General features: G+C 58.0%; 14 protein-coding genes. All 14 read right to left on the minus strand.

What is annotated here, in order from left to right; all coding sequences use genetic code 11:
• Positions 1 to 2: 2 nt before the first annotated feature.
• Positions 3 to 1,562, minus strand: a complete 1,560-nt coding sequence (locus Q8N04_20585; protein MDP3093077.1) for a hypothetical protein — start codon at positions 1,560 to 1,562, stop codon at positions 3 to 5.
• Between the two features lie 58 nt (positions 1,563 to 1,620).
• Positions 1,621 to 2,565, minus strand: a complete 945-nt coding sequence (locus tag Q8N04_20590; GenBank protein ID MDP3093078.1) for a glycosyltransferase family 2 protein — start codon at positions 2,563 to 2,565, stop codon at positions 1,621 to 1,623.
• A 9-nt stretch (positions 2,566 to 2,574) separates the two neighbouring features.
• Positions 2,575 to 3,939 (minus strand): cytochrome P450, encoded by a 1,365-nt coding sequence (locus Q8N04_20595; protein MDP3093079.1) that lies wholly within the window; start codon positions 3,937 to 3,939, stop codon positions 2,575 to 2,577.
• Complete coding sequence (locus Q8N04_20600; protein ID MDP3093080.1) at positions 3,936 to 4,691, minus strand: FkbM family methyltransferase; 756 nt, start codon at positions 4,689 to 4,691, stop codon at positions 3,936 to 3,938. Before Q8N04_20600 ends, Q8N04_20595 begins: the two co-directional genes overlap by 4 nt.
• 80 nt (positions 4,692 to 4,771) lie before the next feature.
• Positions 4,772 to 6,019: a glycosyltransferase family 4 protein gene (locus Q8N04_20605; GenBank protein ID MDP3093081.1), complete on the minus strand. Its 1,248-nt coding sequence runs from the start codon at positions 6,017 to 6,019 to the stop codon at positions 4,772 to 4,774.
• Positions 6,020 to 6,078: 59 nt separating this feature from the next.
• Positions 6,079 to 7,056: a glycosyltransferase gene (locus Q8N04_20610; protein ID MDP3093082.1), complete on the minus strand. Its 978-nt coding sequence runs from the start codon at positions 7,054 to 7,056 to the stop codon at positions 6,079 to 6,081.
• A 24-nt stretch (positions 7,057 to 7,080) separates the two neighbouring features.
• The gene (locus Q8N04_20615; protein MDP3093083.1) at positions 7,081 to 7,980 is read right to left on the minus strand and encodes a glycosyltransferase; all 900 of its coding nucleotides are present in this window, start codon (positions 7,978 to 7,980) and stop codon (positions 7,081 to 7,083) included.
• 73 nt (positions 7,981 to 8,053) lie between these two features.
• The gene (locus tag Q8N04_20620; GenBank protein MDP3093084.1) at positions 8,054 to 8,596 is read right to left on the minus strand and encodes a glycosyltransferase; all 543 of its coding nucleotides are present in this window, start codon (positions 8,594 to 8,596) and stop codon (positions 8,054 to 8,056) included.
• 23 nt (positions 8,597 to 8,619) lie between these two features.
• Positions 8,620 to 9,027 (minus strand): hypothetical protein, encoded by a 408-nt coding sequence (locus Q8N04_20625; protein ID MDP3093085.1) that lies wholly within the window; start codon positions 9,025 to 9,027, stop codon positions 8,620 to 8,622.
• Positions 9,024 to 10,127, minus strand: coding sequence for a Gfo/Idh/MocA family oxidoreductase (locus tag Q8N04_20630; protein ID MDP3093086.1), 1,104 nt, complete (start codon positions 10,125 to 10,127; stop codon positions 9,024 to 9,026). Before Q8N04_20630 ends, Q8N04_20625 begins: the two co-directional genes overlap by 4 nt.
• Positions 10,128 to 10,193: 66 nt before the next feature.
• Complete coding sequence (locus tag Q8N04_20635) at positions 10,194 to 11,135, minus strand: glycosyltransferase (GenBank protein MDP3093087.1); 942 nt, start codon at positions 11,133 to 11,135, stop codon at positions 10,194 to 10,196.
• A 57-nt stretch (positions 11,136 to 11,192) separates the two neighbouring features.
• Positions 11,193 to 12,365, minus strand: coding sequence for a glycosyltransferase family 2 protein (locus Q8N04_20640; protein ID MDP3093088.1), 1,173 nt, complete (start codon positions 12,363 to 12,365; stop codon positions 11,193 to 11,195).
• 273 nt (positions 12,366 to 12,638) lie between these two features.
• Complete coding sequence (locus Q8N04_20645) at positions 12,639 to 14,162, minus strand: alkaline phosphatase family protein (protein ID MDP3093089.1); 1,524 nt, start codon at positions 14,160 to 14,162, stop codon at positions 12,639 to 12,641.
• A gap of 233 nt (positions 14,163 to 14,395) precedes the next feature.
• Positions 14,396 to 15,862: an oligosaccharide flippase family protein gene (locus tag Q8N04_20650; protein MDP3093090.1), complete on the minus strand. Its 1,467-nt coding sequence runs from the start codon at positions 15,860 to 15,862 to the stop codon at positions 14,396 to 14,398.
• Positions 15,863 to 16,279: the final 417 nt, after the last annotated feature.

Here is a 16,279-nt window from a genome sequence, read left to right on the forward strand (position 1 = left end):
CCTCAGAACCGCATGGCAACCTTCTGCCACGCCTGCTCCAGAAGTTGTGTGCCGAACAGGACCGGAGGACTTTCCCGCCAGTACCACACCCGTTCGGGATACGTATCGAAGTCGAGTCGCTCTGAACCCCAATCGCCGGAATAGGCAAACCCAATGGCATGCATCCCGATTGAAACGCCCGTCAACCCTACGACCATATATTTGATCCAGCGTCTCCGATGAATGTGCTCCAGGGCGGGAACCATCAAGAAACAGAGGAAAGGGGCGCTATCCGCCAAAAGCCTCGGACCATACCCATGTCCTCCCCACCAACTCCCAAGCGTCGCGACCGGGATGAGCAACAAAAGAGTCCCCACGCTCAGATACCTGAGTAGCACCTGTCCCGGCTCTCTCCATGCCAACGCCATCCCGGCCAGCGAACAGAGAAAGATCGGGGAGTAGATGAACAACCCACGCGCCGGGGAAAACAGCACGCCCGCAAGCCCTTCGAGGAAGGGGGTGTTGAACCAGGAAAGATGGCGCCCCACGAGGGAAGCCGGAGTGACAACGGTCGCACCAAATCCGGTCCGGACAGGCGAATCGAAATACGCGTCGTTGTACCACAGAAACAGCAGCAGCGGAGGAATACCGGCAAGCAAGAACCCAACGCATTGCTCCCGATGCTTATGGAGCACATAGAGTGCAATCGGAAGCGCCATGACGAGATTCAACGGGCGACAGATAACCGCCCAACCAAGCGCCAGCCCGGCCCATGCAATAAGAGCCGGAGTCTCCCTGCCCCTTACCAGACAGTACAGAGTGAGCGAGAAAAACAGCTGGCTCGGACCGTGCTGCCACGAGGCTTGACTAATAAGACTCAAGCTGCTTGTTCCAAAAGCATAGACGAAGGCAATGAACCACGCCACGCGCGGCGTCGTGACCCGCCGTAGCCCGATAAATAGGGTAAACACCGATAGCGCTACCATGAGCATGCCTGCCCGCTTCTCCAAATCGAACAGCGTCTCAGCGGCGAGCCTCGTCCCCACTTTGAGAACGGGAATAATATATACCGGCACGGACAGGACGGCTCCCCATGGGGGATAAGTCGATATCAGATGTCCGTTGATGACCCGGACAAAGTATTGTTCATCGTACTGTTCGATGGTAGCGGCATACTCATCGAGATAAAAATCTCGGTCCGTGAGGATGCTGACCGGAAGAAAACGCGCAGGCAAGGTATCGGCCGTTTCGAAGGTATGCCCGTTAGAGTAATACACGGTCAACGCCCCGATGAAAAGCAGGAGCGAAGCCTGCAACCCTTCTAACACCGATCTGGCGCCACGCCTCTCTTCCATCCAGGCCTTGCCTAAGGAGAGAGCCAGGCAGAGGGCAAGCCAGTTCCTCAGGGAAGAGGCGTGCAGATGAACAGGACCAACGGCAATATCGTAGCCCCCCTGAACGAAAAACAAGACCAGGACGTTGGCACAGGCCACGAACCAAAGCCCCTTGATCAAGGCCTCGAGACGAGATGGCGCCTTGGTGTCGGCCGGAGCAACCATCTGCAGCAGTTGAGGAAACGTCACTGATCACCCTCCTTCAGAATCATGTTGCCTTCAACCTTTCAGCAGATGCAGCATCAAGTCAGTTTCGCGAAGAGGTCAAGGAGATGGCTGCCCACCGTCGCCACTCTTGAGGAATCAGCCAGATGCCTACGAACACAATGCCATCGAGGGTTCCGGGAGCCCCATGTCGAAACGCCTCCTTCAGGAGCGGCCAGAACGCCGATCGGTCCCCTTGCTCGATCGCATTGGCGCTGCCCCATGTCAACAAAAACGACGCGTAGGCTCGGGAGGTCATGAGGTGACGGTTTTGCTGTATCCAGGAAAATGAAAACCGCCAGTCCTTGCTACTGCTGATTGTCCGGAGTTTCTCCTCCCGATGCCAAATGGCAAGTGGTTCGGGGTCCGCGACAAATAGCACGGCGGTTTCGTCACGCATGCTGGCTCGGAGGAGCCAGTCCATGTCGTCGTGCCGCCGCGACTCTGCTCGAAACGGGACCTTCTGCAATAACTGTTTGGTCGTAAGGATCGTAGAGGTCTGCACAAGCCCTTCTCCTCCGAACAGACGGGTTCGGCGGAACAGATAGTCACTCATGAGCTCACCGGGCGCCGGCAATCTGCGGGGCAACGCGACATCGGTCGTTTCACTCCGCTTGAGAAAACGGCACGCGATGATGGGATCTTGGAACGTGGACTGCTGGGCGATGCGTAGTTGGATGTCGAGCTTGTTGGGGAGCCATTCGTCGTCGTGGTCGAGAGAAGCGATCCATCGGCCTCTAGCTACTTCGACTCCCTGGTTGCGAGCCTCTGCAGGACCCAGATTGCGAGACAGCAGCTCAATTATTAATCTGGGATCTTCTATTGCATCTAGAGCCTGTACGGTCGCCTCATCGGGACCGTCTACGACGACGATCACTTCGATCGCGTTCAGGGTCTGAGCCAACGCACTCCGCACCGCTCGCGCAACCAAGTGTGGCCTGTTCAGAGTCGGAATGACAACGGACACGATCGGTTCATTCTTTCCCACGCATATCTCCTACTCCTGACTACGCCGGGATAATCGCATCCGAATCCCTCTCCTCGGCCGCAAGGTCATCTTCGGCTCCGGCACGATCGTCTGACCCGGCACCAGGGCTAGTTTGAATCTTTGCGCAATCATGGCCAACACCAAGATGCCTTCCATCTTGGCAAAATGCTCTCCAATGCAGACGCGTGCACCGCCGCCGAACGGGAAATAGGAGAATTGCGGCCGCTCCTTTTTCGCCACGTCAGTGAATCGACCCGGATCGAACCGTTCTGGGTCGGGAAAGTATCGAGGATGCCTGTGCATCACATAGGGGCAAAGATAGAGCTTTGATCCGGCGGGGACGGCTGCACCGCTCGGCAACACATCAGCTTGCCGCGCTATGCGAATAAAGATCCATGTCGGAGGATACAACCGTATCGATTCAGACAGCACCATCCCCGTATATTGGAGCTGCGGCAGATCCGCTGCGCCAGGTGTGCGGCCACATAGCACGTGACGAACCTCTGCTCGGAGTTTCGCCTCTGCGTCCGAATGTTGGGAGAGCAGATACCATGTCCACGTCAAGGCTTCCGCTATCGTTTCATAGCCGGCGATCAGGAATGTCATCACCTCGTCACGAATTTGTCGATCAGTCATGCCCATTCCATCGTCGTATCGGGCGCGTAACAGCATGGAGAGCATGTCGCTCCCCGGCCCCGAGGCCTCGCGACGCGTGCGAGCCTCTCTATAAATGGTCTCATCGATATAGTTCATGGCCTTCCGATAGTCGTGACGTTTCCACGGGGGTAGGTGCTCAGGGAAGGGAACCATCGAAAAAAAGACGTGTTCGAAATAGCGCCTCCGCGCCGTCACCGCGTCGGCAAGCCGTTCTGCCTCATCCTTGAAATCCAATCCGAATAACGTTCGAATGATGACGCGTTGAGTCAATGTCGACATTTCTCGGTTGATATCGATTTCGGAGCCGTCTTCCCAGCCTGCGAGGATCTGCTCGGTTGTATTCGTAACCGTTTCAGCGAACGATTCGATCACCCTCCGATAAAATACCGGCTGCAGCATGCGTCGCTGCCGCAGGTGAGCCGCGCCAACGCTGGTCAGCAATCCTTCTCCCGACAACAGCTTGCCTTTGGGGCCTGTTAGACGAGGACTCTTGTCGTAGTTGTCCGGATTGTTCACGAGGACATGCTTGATGTCTTCCGGGCTCGTGAGCAAACATGTCTCGCCGCCGATGTTGAGTGTGACAACCTCGCCGTACTCGCACGCGCACCGCAAAAGAAAGCCCAACCGATCCCGAAGAAATTGAGGGGCGTGGCCTAACAAGGGATATCCGGCAGGTCCCTTCGGCATTGGGGCATGATCGAAAGAGCTTTGCATCATGGCTTCACACCGAAAGATTGCTCCCTCCGAGCATAGAGGTAGTGGTTGCGACTCTCCACAATAAATCCTGCTGTGCGCAAATGCTTTATCAGACTCTCCCTGTCCCCACCCTGTGCCTGGTATGTGATCGGCTCATTCTCGATCACAATCGACTGAACCATCTTGAGCGACTCCATGCTGGCCGCGAACAGGATTTCGTACTCTCCTCCCTCGCAATCGATTTTCAGAAGATCAATGCACTGAAGGTGATTCTCGCGAATGACGTCATCGAGAGGGAGGCACGACACCTCGATACGGCGGGCGGCTCGAGCTACTTGGAGGCTGCTCCGACCTGTGTGCGCATCGTTATCGGGAAGATACAACGCTCGTGTTTCATGCTTGCTACTGACTGCCGACTGAAACAGCTGCACGTTGCGAATGTTGTTGCGCTGCACGTTGCGCTCCAGAATCGCAAAGTTGGCCGGCAATGGCTCAAAGCTCAGAACTCGTGCACCGCGCTCGGCAGCCAGCGCGGTGAAGCAGCCGATGTGCGCGCCGATATCGACGACAACTTTCTCTCCCGACAAGGCAACTGGATAGACTTGTTCGACAAAGACTTCAAAGATGACATGCCGATCATCTGTGCCTCCTCTGACCTCCACACTGATCCCGTTACGGAGATGGCAGACATAGTCAGCCGTTGTGACCTGGAGATGGTCCATGAGGGTCCGGGACCAATTTCGGACCACTCGCATCAAACGAACCAATTTCATGAGCTTCGTCATCGTCAGTTCTTCTGGAGTGTGCGACCGAACCCGGCATCGTGGTATGCAAGGGTGTTCGGCCCCCTTCCCTACACTCCTTCTTGCCGTTGAGTCGGCGTCGCTATTTTTTGAGCGACCCCTTTCTTGTTTCGGATGTCCTCAACAAGCCCAAGGTAATGTTCCAGATATCGTGTCTCGGAATAATGCTGCGCATATGCCTTGCGCGCACATTCGCCGAGTCTCTCGCGCAATTGCGGATCGGCCGCGATCGCCAAGATCGCCTGGTGAAGCTCTGTCCGGCTTTCATAGATATACCCGCCTCCTGCTTTGCCGATCGCTTCACGGTTGCCACCGGCTGCGTGCACGATGGCTGGTGTCCCGCGCGCAAACGCTTCGATTACGGTAAGGCCGAATGATTCCGGTGCGAGAGAAGGAAGAATGAGTGCGGTTGCCTTCCGGTACAGAGGTGCCAGTTGATTATGCAATAGTGGACCTAAGAAACGGATGTGAGGATAATCGGCGTATTGCCTCTGGAGTGCGACACGCAGGTCTCCGTCCCCCACAATGAAGAGATCGTAATCACGGAGCGCCAAGAAGTCCTCTACCAACACCGCAACGCCCTTTGAGGCCGTCACTCGGCCCACATAGAGAAAATAGGGTCGTGACGGCAGCGCGTCGTTGACCGAAGAACCGGGTTCTAGGCTTGCGAACAAAGGCAAGAGATGAATCGGCACCTCAAATCCAGCTGCTCGGTGACGTTCTGCCGTGTATTCGCTCGGCGCTAAGAGCGCATCAACTTTCGCCAAGCTCCGCTCGATCAATCCGGTATAACGCCAGAGTTGTGGCGGTATGCCGGAACGTATGCTGCAGCGAATACACTGCAGACTATCGCATGCTCGTTGCCGATTCTTCCAGAAGATGTGCGTCGGACAGAGCAGCCAGTGTTCGTGCAACGTATAGAGATTCACCGGTGCCTTGCTCATGCCCAACACTCCTGGACCACCGACCAACGAGATGTTGTGAAAATTCACCACGTCGAAATCGCGCTCCAAGATCGCATGGAGTTTGTGGGATTTTAATCCTGGCCGTCCGGTCTGCTGAGTGATGAGCGGAGAGAGCAACCCCAATGGACTGTGCAGGCGGTGAACAACGATGTCGTCGCTCTCGGTCGGTGTGACCGATGCTTCTTCCTTCTGCAGACGGTAGGCATCTTCGCAATGCACCACCTCGACATGGTGTCCTCTCGCCACCAACGCGCGGGCCAGTGCCTGCACAAACGTGGCATCCCCGCCAAAGTGATAGGGGGGATAAAATGTAGTCACCATGCAAAAACGCATGAAGACGGTCCTTCCAGTAAAGGCAAGCTACGAGGGGAAAAGCGCATGTGCGATCAAGATCATGCTTCCACCTCAGCCGACCGGTCGCGCTTCGTGAGGTATCGTTCACGATGGAACTCCATGTCGGACAGCCGTTTCATGGCATTCCCGCCCCCACAGGCATACCCGATCATTTCGCCGGCGCCATCCGCGACCAGCCCCGCAAACAGCAAGGGCACCACTCGGGGAAACAGATGCCTCGCCCGGCCTGGCCGGCGCAGTTCGCTCACGATACGACGAAATCGGACGAACGGGATGAGCGGAGCGCTGAAGGCATACAGTACACGTCGTAATGGTGACCACGTCCGCGCACGGGAAGCCGCAAACAACCGGCCGCCGTCTACACGTAACGGAATCCAAGAAAAAGGGGCCGAAAAATTCTGGTGATAGGTCTTCGCCGCCGGTTCGAGATACAATTGATGCCCTTTCGCCTGTAGATCCCATTGGAGGATACTCTCGGCCTCCAACATCGCTTCCAGACGATCGCCATACTCCAAGAGCAAGTCCCGTTTATACGTCCCGTTATGCCCGGGCAAATGCTCCCTCACCCCCGCAGAAACCGGTTCCATCCATTCGGCATATTCAATAATTAGGTTGGTCCAGCTGACAAGGCTGTTGGGATTGGCATTAGCCATCATGGGGCCGACCGATGCCCAGGGCTTCCGATGCGCCTGGATCAGGGCTTCAGCCCATCCCTTTGCGGGAAAGGAGTGGTCCTCCACAAAGGCGACCACCGGCGCAGTGGCGCGCTGTACGCCGGCAGCTCGAGCCCGGGCGGTCGACGTCATGTCGCCGATTTCGACAATATGGATCCCGCTGAAGCTATCGAGCTCCGCATAATCGATAGCCGCGCCTTGCGCCGAAGGAATAACCAGCACAATTTCCAGTTGGTGACAGGCGCCCTGGGCCCGAAGGCGGCGAATCGTCTTCCTGACAGTGCTATAGGAGTCCGGAGAGATCACAATGACCGACATCGCAGGAACTTGTTGAACTACCATGCTGAGCTCCTCTCGTTATTTCGCTCAATCTCCTGCTGCACCCTTCAGACGCATCCAGAAGAATCCTGCCGCGTTGGCAACTTGCGTCACCACGAGCAGCAGCATCAAGAGTGGAGCCTGCACTCCCTGTGCGCTGACAAACGGGTAACGCAGCATGTTGATATAAAACATCAGCGGCTCAACCTTGACTCGATCCTGGAGCCGTCTGGCGCGGACCCGATGAAAGCAGAACGCGCCCTGTCCATAGTGAAAGTGTTGACGCAGAAAAGTTCGAAACGTCAGAGCGTGGGCATGGTAGACCACAGCCTCCGAGGCATAGATCATTCGATGCCCAAGATGCAGCCAGCGATCGCACAGTTCGCGATCCTCAGCGGCAGCCCGCGGGTACGTCACGTCAAATCCTCCGACGGCGCGAAACTGCTTGGTCGGGAACGCCAGATTGCCCGACGGGAAAAAACGCGCATCGTGAGGACTCGCGTTGTAGAAGGAAAGCAAATAGGAGATCAGAAGTTGGCTGGCCGTGGAGTACACGTTCCCCGTGAGCGCGTTGACCGTACGCCCTCCAACGGCACAATCCGGGGACGCAACGCATTCTCTTCCCAAGGCTTTGAGCCAGTCCGAAGCAGGGGCGCAGTCGTCGTCCGTAAAGGCAAGAAATTCCCCTGCGGCCTCAGACGCTCCTCTATTGCGTGCCGACGCCGGGCCCGAGTTCTCCTGCTGCAAAAGCTTGAGCGTAAGCTTGCCGTGGAAGCCAGCGACAATCTCGTCCAAAGGCTTGGTCCCTCCATCATCCACCACAATCACTTCAACACGGTCGCGTGGATACTCGATGCGAGCACAGGCCTGTAGGCAGACGGCAAGCTGCTCCGGCCGACTATAGGTCGGAATCACGATCGAGAAGCTTGGGGCCTTAGACTCCGTCATGATGTCTCAGAGGGCGCTTCGTTCACACGACCGATGGACCAGTGCGCGTTGATTCACTCGCGCTGAAATGAGGTCAAGAATACGGCTGACCGATCTCCATCGTAAGCTCCTGGGTGACCAGTCGGTGCGCCCTTTCGTTGATTACGGCTCGCTCCGTGTCGTGATTCAGGTAATACCGAATCGCTTCCGGCATCTCGCCTATCGAGACACTCACAAAATGGTGCCCAGCCACAAACGGGTCTGGTCGGTAGATCGGTTCGGATATGACGAGCGCCTTATTCGCCATCCCCAATATTAACCGGAGGTCGGGAAACTCCCCCGGCGTCCTGGCCAGGTTGAGCATGATCTTCGTCCGGTTCAACGATTTCGTCCGTTCTTCTCCCCAACAGCGCGGATCAACGTAACTGCCGACGGCTTCTATCTGAATTCCATTCTTGCGCAAACCGCGCAAGAGGCGATTCCGTCGGGGAACATCCTGGGCGCCAAGAAACAACACATCGATGCCCCTGGACAATCTCAAATCGCGACCATATGAAGGCTCATAGCCCAGGGGCACCCAGTCAGCCGCAATGCCTCGCTCAGAGAGAAACCCACGGCGCCCCAATGTAGCCGCCACGAGCACATCCGGAACCCCCTGCTTCACCCAACGACGCAAGACGAGATAATTCGTGTAAACATCCGTTGCATTGGCATCGCGAAGCACACACTCTTCGCCGTTTCCCACCAATTCAGTCGCGGCCAGGGCAACCCGGCGGCCCTGGGAGGCGGCAGAGGCTCTGCATGCCACAGCACGACCAGCGGCCGTTGCGCTTGAGGCATGGCCGCAAGTTGTGCATAGAGGCCCGGATACCAATTGGTATTTCCCCAGATCCACACCACGCTATCCGCGGAGAGATCGGCCGGTCCATCTTTAATCTGCTTCACATCATGTCCGGCCTGTCCAAGGATCGACGCCACCACATGGCGTGTCCTGAAATTGGCGGTAAAGCCCCGATAACAGAAGGTGATCGCCCTCTTATGTTCGGCAGCTGGTCCGTGATCCTTCATGGACTTTCCCCACTGGTCGGCGTCCGCTCTGTGACAAGGGATCCGGAATGCAGGCTGGACGTCACATCCACGACCCGGCCCGTCTGCGCAGACTCTTCTGCAGCCTCGATCACTTCCAGACTGCGGTAGCCGTCCATCAAATCAGGAGAGGCGACCTGCTGGCCTTGCACAGCGGAAACAAAGGCCTGCAACGAGCGCCGGTACGACGGCTCATTCCAGGGGGATCGCCATTTTTGCCAGGCATAGTACGCTTGAGAAGGGGAGGTCAGGATGTGTGCGATGCGTCCGACACGAGTCGACGGACGATTTCGTGCGGTAATTTCGACGCTCAGGGACCGATATCGATCGACTGTGACGCTCCCCAACTGTCCGTCGATTTCGAATCGGTCTTCATCGCACGCGCAGAGAGAGAAACTGGACCGCACCTTCAGCCCGTCGATCAGTTGAAAATCAAGGGTGGCCGTATCCTGGTCCGTTCGGCAGGAGTAAAGGTCAGCCTGCACCGCTCGAATTTCCTGCTGAAACAGGAACCGAACGAGATCGATATGATGGGAAGCCAGGTCAAGCAAAACGCCCCCACCGGTTGAACGGTCCCGTTTCCACGCAGGCATGTCGCGAGGCGGGGTTGAAAACACCGAACGGACTTCGACCAGTGGTCCGAGGCGGCCCGCATCAATGTGACGCCGCGCCGCTTCATGGAGTGGATTGAATCGATAATTGAATCCGACCACTCCTACGACGCCGGCTTTCCCCCAGGCCTGGATAACGCGATCGGCCTCGAGCACGCTTATCGCGATCGGCTTTTCGAGATAGACAGGCTTCCCCTCTTGCATGGCTGCGATCGCCACCTCAGCATGGAGCGCAGTCGGCACACTCACAATGACCGCATCGAGGGCTCGCATCTTCAGCAGGTCGCGATAATCGGCATAGGCCACGGCCGCCGGAACACATCGGCTGGCTTCTCGCCGCCGATCTGGATCGGGCTCCGCGAGCGCGGCAAGTTTCACTCCCGGCAAACGTCTCAAGATCGGCAGGTGCACTGCCTGCGCAAACCAGCCGCAGCCGACTAATCCAACATTGATAGGCTTGCCACTCCTCATCCATCCCCCTCCGCCCACTGCCGCGCGCTGTTCCCCAGCCCACAGAGAAACCCGACAACCTCGGCGTCAGCGGTACGCCGTCTCCCCCAGGGATTGACCACGGTACGCGGCCAGCATCCCCGGAATTTCGGCAACGTGCGTCACCACGGTCAATGCCATAGCCAGCGGTAACTCGTACAGTTTCACGTGGTACTGGCGAAAGCACCGGAAACAATCACGGATGCTGTCGACGGTCTTTCCTATCACGATCAACGGAATGGCCGGGACCCCGAAACGAATGAGCCGGGCATACGGCAACCGATCATCGCGCAGCCGCGTGATGACGGTGCTGTATCCGTGATTGCGGCGTATGTCCCGCTCCATCGGCCATCCTTCGAAATCGTGCACCACCACCAACTCCGGATCGAACCACAGCGTCTCACCGTCCCGCAGAAATGCCTCCGACTGTATCCGGGATGCAAATGCGCCCATCCCAACGGGAAGTGGATGGCGACGGTAGACGTCGCGTCTGAAAGCGGCCGCATTGCCGGAGATGAAACGGGTTGGACCACGTCGCCCCGGATCAAGATACGACCGCGATAACAGACCCAGTATCCGCTCCATGCGTGACCGGCCCGGGTACAAGGTCCTGGCGCTGACGGCCGCTGTGTCGGGATGTTCGGCAATGGCGGCGCGGAGCACCCGCAGCCACGACCGGGACGGAATACAGTCGGCATCGACAATGGCCAGCCAGTCGCCGGAGGCTGCCTCCACCGCCCGGTTCTTCAATTCATACGAAGACTCGGCGTCGACATGGAGCACCTTCATATTGGAGACGAGCCCTAATACGTCGCTCGGAATCCGGCCCTCGAATCGCGACGACTCAACGAGGATGAACTCCTCGGCCGGCGCGCCCTCCTGCTCCGCCCATGCCTGTAACGCCCGCCGGAGGTCTTCCCACGACTTCTCCTCGCCGGCCGCGTAGTCAGAGACCACAATGACCGATAGGCTAGGTAACTTCTTATCCATTTATTGTCCCTCCATAGAACGATGCTGTTCGAATCTCCCCTTTGGTGTCCGTACTCTTTAGCATCTGAGGTCGTGCGACTCAGCGCTACCAGCAGGGCTACTGCCAGCACTCCGCCGGTCGATCCACAGAATTCGTCGCCGGGTGATACCCTGCACCACGGCCACCGCACTGACGAGCACATCAACGATGAACATCACGGGAATGACCGCAAATACCGTGCACGCTAGCCGGGGCTCTGGGTGAGCCTTTACCACTGCGGTGACCACTGCAGTCAATGCTGGGACCGCGTAGACCACGAGCCACCACGGGCTGATGTAGCCGCCACCGATGCACGCGGCAACCAGTAACAGAACCACGCGGTCGAGGTAGCCGGCCGCCACGAACGCGGCCTCGAGTCCGCGCACATGGTGACGGGACGCCATGAGTCCCCGGCTCCAGCGGAGTCGTTGATTGAGGTAGTGCTGGAGCGAGTCAGCGACGATATGATCGGCGACGGCGTCACGGACGAAGCGGGTCCTTCCGCCGCTTCCTGCAAGAGCCAACGACACCTCAATATCCTCACTGAAAGAGCCGGCAGGGAAGCCGCCGATACGTTCGAGCGCAGGTCGCCGATACGCGCAGTTCCCGCCCATCGTGGGCGGGTCCAGGCCCAGGGCCTCCTTGGCTGCGAGATTGACCAGTTGATGCGTCCACGCTTCTAAGCATCCGTACGCCACGATTGCGTTTATCTTGCGGAACACAGGCCGTCGATAGCCACACACCGCCTCAGTCCTTGAATCGGCGAACGGCTCTATCAGTCGACGCAGCGAGTCGGAACGGGGACACTGGTCGGCGTCGTACACCACTATTACCTCAGGCCGGCCGGCAGCCGAAGCGAGTGCACGATTGAGCGCCTCGGCCTTGCCTACATTCTCGTCGAAAGTAATAAGCCGGACATTGGCCCGTTCACGGGCCCACGCTACAGCAAGACCGGTGCTGGCGTCCGTTGAGGCGTCGTCGACGAGACAGATCGAGAGCCGTTCGGCATCGTAGGATAGGGCATCAAGGCCCGACAACAAGCGAGGCAGCGAGTCCTGCTCGTTGCGAAATGGCACGGCTATAAGCACCTCAGGCCAACGGCCCGCCTCACTCGGGGTGCGGCGACGCAGCCACGAAGCCATGACCCACAACAGCCGACGCACAGAGAAGAGCACCAAGAAACCGATTAGAACATCTGCAACGATGCTCATCAAAGCCTCGGCTTCAATATTCGCCCGTTCAGCACCGGTCTGGCCGGCGCGACCGGTGTCCCGCCTACGTTACGCTCGACAATGCTCCATGACTCTGGCCTTCGCCAATATCTGATACCGGTGGATGCCAACCACTCTGGCGGCGCATCCGTCCCCCTCTCGCCCGCGATCCTGTCTTCCCACTGCAAAATCGTCTTCGCGCACACTCTCTCGATCGTTTTGTTCAGGAAGCGGCCTGCCTTATATGCAGGGATCACAACCGCGACTACGAGTTTATGCATGAGGACGCTCATGCGTGTGTTGCGGGAGAAAATCGAGAATCGGTTTTCCGTCGATTCCAGAGATCTCCACCCCCAAGCGTGCCGCCAACGTCGGAGCGAGATCGACTATCGCTATGTCGCTTTCAAGGGCGCGGGGCGCCAGATCTGTACTTCTCGCTAAAACAAGGCCCTTCTGCCGGTGATCCCCCGTGCGAGGGTTGGGAGACTCGACGAGAAGCTCACCGACACGTTGTGAGCGAACGGCCGGAATAGGGGCTTCGTGGTCCCACTCGATCACGAGATCGGGAAACTGGTCCCGAAACGGTCCTGCAAAAAGAAGATCACCGCGGAGCACGCGCTTCACAGCCGGCGCCCCGGTCGCCGTGTTGACGAGCGCGAGGAGTTCTCGCTCGAGCCAATCACACAATTCATCGTAGGGCGGTCCTGGCTCCACACGACCCTTCGGCTCACGCCCTCTGAGGTTGAACCGAACTCCGCCGCAGTTGCCGAGGGTGGGAATGGCAAAAAATCTCCGCGTTGCACGTTCACGCTGACGCGGGGCATCGTAGAGCAAGTCCGCGACACGTCGAAATGGTCCCCGGACCATACCAGGCAATTGGAGCCACAGCTTTCTCACGGTCTCGATCGGCCGAGAGGCCTTCGGAACGTCGATGCCATCAAGACGGCGCAACACGGAATCAAGGGCTGCGGTCGCGTCGTAGCGCGGTCCCATGCCTTGAGTCGCCAGGACCAGAAGAAACGCGTCTTGACCCAGCGCGTCGACGATTCGGCCCAAGCCGTGGTCGATGGCCTGGTACACGTCAAGAAGGGGGTCTTCTCCAAGAACCGACCGTAACGCAGTCTGGTATTGTGGATGTGTCGGATCGCGGGTGGCCCAGAGCTGATGCCCTGCGCAATGGGCTTCGCTGAAATTGAGCACGAACAGATCCCAGGGGCCCCGCGCGAGTACCGCGAGCGCAAGATCCGTGCGACGTGTGGCCCGCTCGATCACCCCGTCTTTGAATCGGCGAAGCTCTTGTGGCCGCTGGCGAAAAAGATCGCAGGCACCCACAGGATCTTTGCCGGCAACCTGCCTAACCTCCCGCTCCAAAGAGGGAGGCCAACAGGAAAGCGGGTGCCTCACTACGTGCTCGCCCCAGAAAGATACCTGTAGTGTTCGTGAGGTACGTGCAAGCCGCGCATCGGGCACGTCGATCAGGGCGATACGATGCCCCTGTTGCGCAATGGCGTTCCAGATAGAATCCACCGATAGATGTTCCGGCAGAAAGCGCCGCAAGCCGTAGCCGTCTGGCTGCAGGTAGCAGTAGTGATTATGCCGACCAGGCCATACACCGGTGTTGAAACTGGGCCATAGGGTGCCGCTATAAATAATCTCAGGATTTCGCGTCGCAGAAGAAACGGACGCCTTGAGGAGTTTTCCAAAATGCGGTAGCAGGCCCTGGTTGCCCCATTGACGAAGGAGGGTCTGCTCGGCCGAATCGAGCGTGATGCAGACTACTCGAGCCGGTCCGGACATACTCTGATCTCCTGTCGCTTACCTTGGGAACAGCTCAAGACTTACACTTGCCACAAAAGCCTTTACCCCGGCACGCCGTGAAACCTGGCCTTCTCAACTCATCCACCATAAGCGGTTCAAGGGAACACCGTCTACCCTACCAATGTAGAGGGCCCCGCGCCGTTCTACCCGAGGCACAGTCCAAATAGCAGGAATCGTCCGACTTGGCGGTCGGACACATGATGGGCAGAGTCTCAAGTGAGCTGTACGGGTTCCGTCTTCCGAAGCAACAATGCCCGCACTGCGGCAATTTCCCCAGGACGAAACTCCCCGATCCACCAATAGCCGAGCACGCTGATGATCCCGAGCAGCACCAGCTTGGGAAACACGAGGAACCCGGAAGTCGGCCACCAGAGCGACGCCGTCCCAACGACGAGTCCGATCGCCAGACTCCGGATCACGGTTCCAACCGGCGGCCACACCTTCCACAAGGCATACACACCTACCCCCGCTGCGAGCGCCCCAAGAGAGGAGACCACAACAGTCACCAAAGCGGCACCCTGCTGTCCGAATCGGGGAATCAGTACGAGATGACCGGCCAATGCCACCAGGACCAACGGGGCAGTAAACACGATCGTTCTGGCCGGTAATCCCGCAGCCGTCATGATCGTAATCGACACCATCAACATCACATTCGAGACCGCTCCGACAATCAGCAACGCCAACAGCGGGCCGGCGGGGAGAAATGCGGCGCCGAACACGACTTGCACGATCTCCGGAGCCGCGCCGGCGATGATTGCCGCAACCGGCAGGAAGAACATCGTGACACGCATCGCATCACGCGCGAGTTCCCTGGCTCTTTCTCCCTGGCAATCCGCAAGTTGCCGGCTCAACGTAGCCAGCAACAGCGAGGAGAATGTCCAGGAGAACAACCCGGGCAAGAGCGAGAGACTTTGAGCCGCACTATAGATGCCGGCCTGCGTGGCGGTTCCTCCGAGGATCTTGAGCATGAACAGATCCATCCCGTTGAAAAAGATGAGACAGATCGAGGACAGGAACAACAGCGCGCCGTATCGCTGAATCGGGAGAGGCACCGGAGCTTGCTTGACGAACATCCCTTCTCCGAGATACCAGCGGCTGAGCAGAAGCTCTGCCAGCGACGAACCGATCACCCCCAGCACTGCTCCCGTAATAGAGAAACCTGCCTGGACAAGGACCACCACAAGCCCCATTCGGATCAGCCAGCGTCCGGCTCTGGCCGCCGCGCCGGCTCGGTAATTCCCTCTTCCGATCAACACATTTCGATAGGCTTGTCCGACGCATAACAGGGGAATATCGAGCGCGCACAGGCGGAGATAGAATGCCAAATCCGGCTCTTTGAACAGCGCGCTGAGCGGTGCAGCGAGAATCCAGACAAGAATCATCGCTGCAATACCAATCTTCAGACTGAGACGAATCACCATGGCACCGACCGGTTTCCAATCGCTCGTTTCACCGACAAACTTAATCGTCGCTTTTGTAAAGAACGAGTTCATCGCGCTTTCGATCCAAATGATCGTGGTCAGCGTCAGGGCCAGCAAGCCATAGCCTTGAGGGCCAAGCTGTCTCGTCAAGAAGCCAGTCGTAATGAGGGCCGTGAGTGGAAACAGCAACTCCGCCAGAAATATTCTGGCGGTCCCGTCCATCATGCGACGCCCCATAGTCGTTGTCAGTAAACTCATTCCACCCTTTCAGATATCATGCGCCTAGAACCCTCTATCTCCTCAACAGGCTCCGCTCAGCTTGCTGGCACCGACGTGCCCCCCTTCCTCTGCCTGCTTGCCCAATGGCGCCCATGGGATAACAGAACTGCGTGAGGCTTTGGATCAGTATAGAAACAAGATGGCGGGTAACCAATACCTCTTCCCTCGTTCTTCCCCTACAAAAGAGGGACGAAGGGAACGAGGAATTGTGATTGCCGCAGTACGGTTAAACAGGCATGCCTTCAATATGACACTGCTAGGAGCCTGTCCGAGTAATGGCTGACCATGCGTGACAAGACGTAGATTCACGGCAGGACCAGCAGCGATTCGGTCCGCCGCCGAAGGGTGTGGCCGATACGTGTGCCAATGAGTGGAATTGTGATCGGTTTGGGGGGA

Origin of the sequence: Nitrospira sp., assembly GCA_030692565.1 — a bacterium.
Taxonomy (GTDB): Bacteria; Nitrospirota; Nitrospiria; order Nitrospirales; family Nitrospiraceae; genus Nitrospira_D.

What these genes read in the sequence shown, in the direction of transcription:
- Q8N04_20595 (MDP3093079.1), bottom strand. Translation starts at nt 3,939, where the DNA reads ATGATGCAAAGCTCTTTCGATCATGCCCCAATGCCGAAGGGACCTGCC.
- Q8N04_20600 (MDP3093080.1), bottom strand. Translation starts at nt 4,691, where the DNA reads ATGAAATTGGTTCGTTTGATGCGAGTGGTCCGAAATTGGTCCCGGACC.
- Q8N04_20605 (MDP3093081.1), bottom strand. Translation starts at nt 6,019, where the DNA reads ATGCGTTTTTGCATGGTGACTACATTTTATCCCCCCTATCACTTTGGC.
- Q8N04_20610 (MDP3093082.1), bottom strand. Translation starts at nt 7,056, where the DNA reads ATGGTAGTTCAACAAGTTCCTGCGATGTCGGTCATTGTGATCTCTCCG.
- Q8N04_20615 (MDP3093083.1), bottom strand. Translation starts at nt 7,980, where the DNA reads ATGACGGAGTCTAAGGCCCCAAGCTTCTCGATCGTGATTCCGACCTAT.
- Q8N04_20625 (MDP3093085.1), bottom strand. Translation starts at nt 9,027, where the DNA reads ATGAAGGATCACGGACCAGCTGCCGAACATAAGAGGGCGATCACCTTC.
- Q8N04_20630 (MDP3093086.1), bottom strand. Translation starts at nt 10,127, where the DNA reads ATGAGGAGTGGCAAGCCTATCAATGTTGGATTAGTCGGCTGCGGCTGG.
- Q8N04_20635 (MDP3093087.1), bottom strand. Translation starts at nt 11,135, where the DNA reads ATGGATAAGAAGTTACCTAGCCTATCGGTCATTGTGGTCTCTGACTAC.
- Q8N04_20640 (MDP3093088.1), bottom strand. Translation starts at nt 12,365, where the DNA reads ATGAGCATCGTTGCAGATGTTCTAATCGGTTTCTTGGTGCTCTTCTCT.
- Q8N04_20645 (MDP3093089.1), bottom strand. Translation starts at nt 14,162, where the DNA reads ATGTCCGGACCGGCTCGAGTAGTCTGCATCACGCTCGATTCGGCCGAG.
- Q8N04_20650 (MDP3093090.1), bottom strand. Translation starts at nt 15,862, where the DNA reads ATGAGTTTACTGACAACGACTATGGGGCGTCGCATGATGGACGGGACC.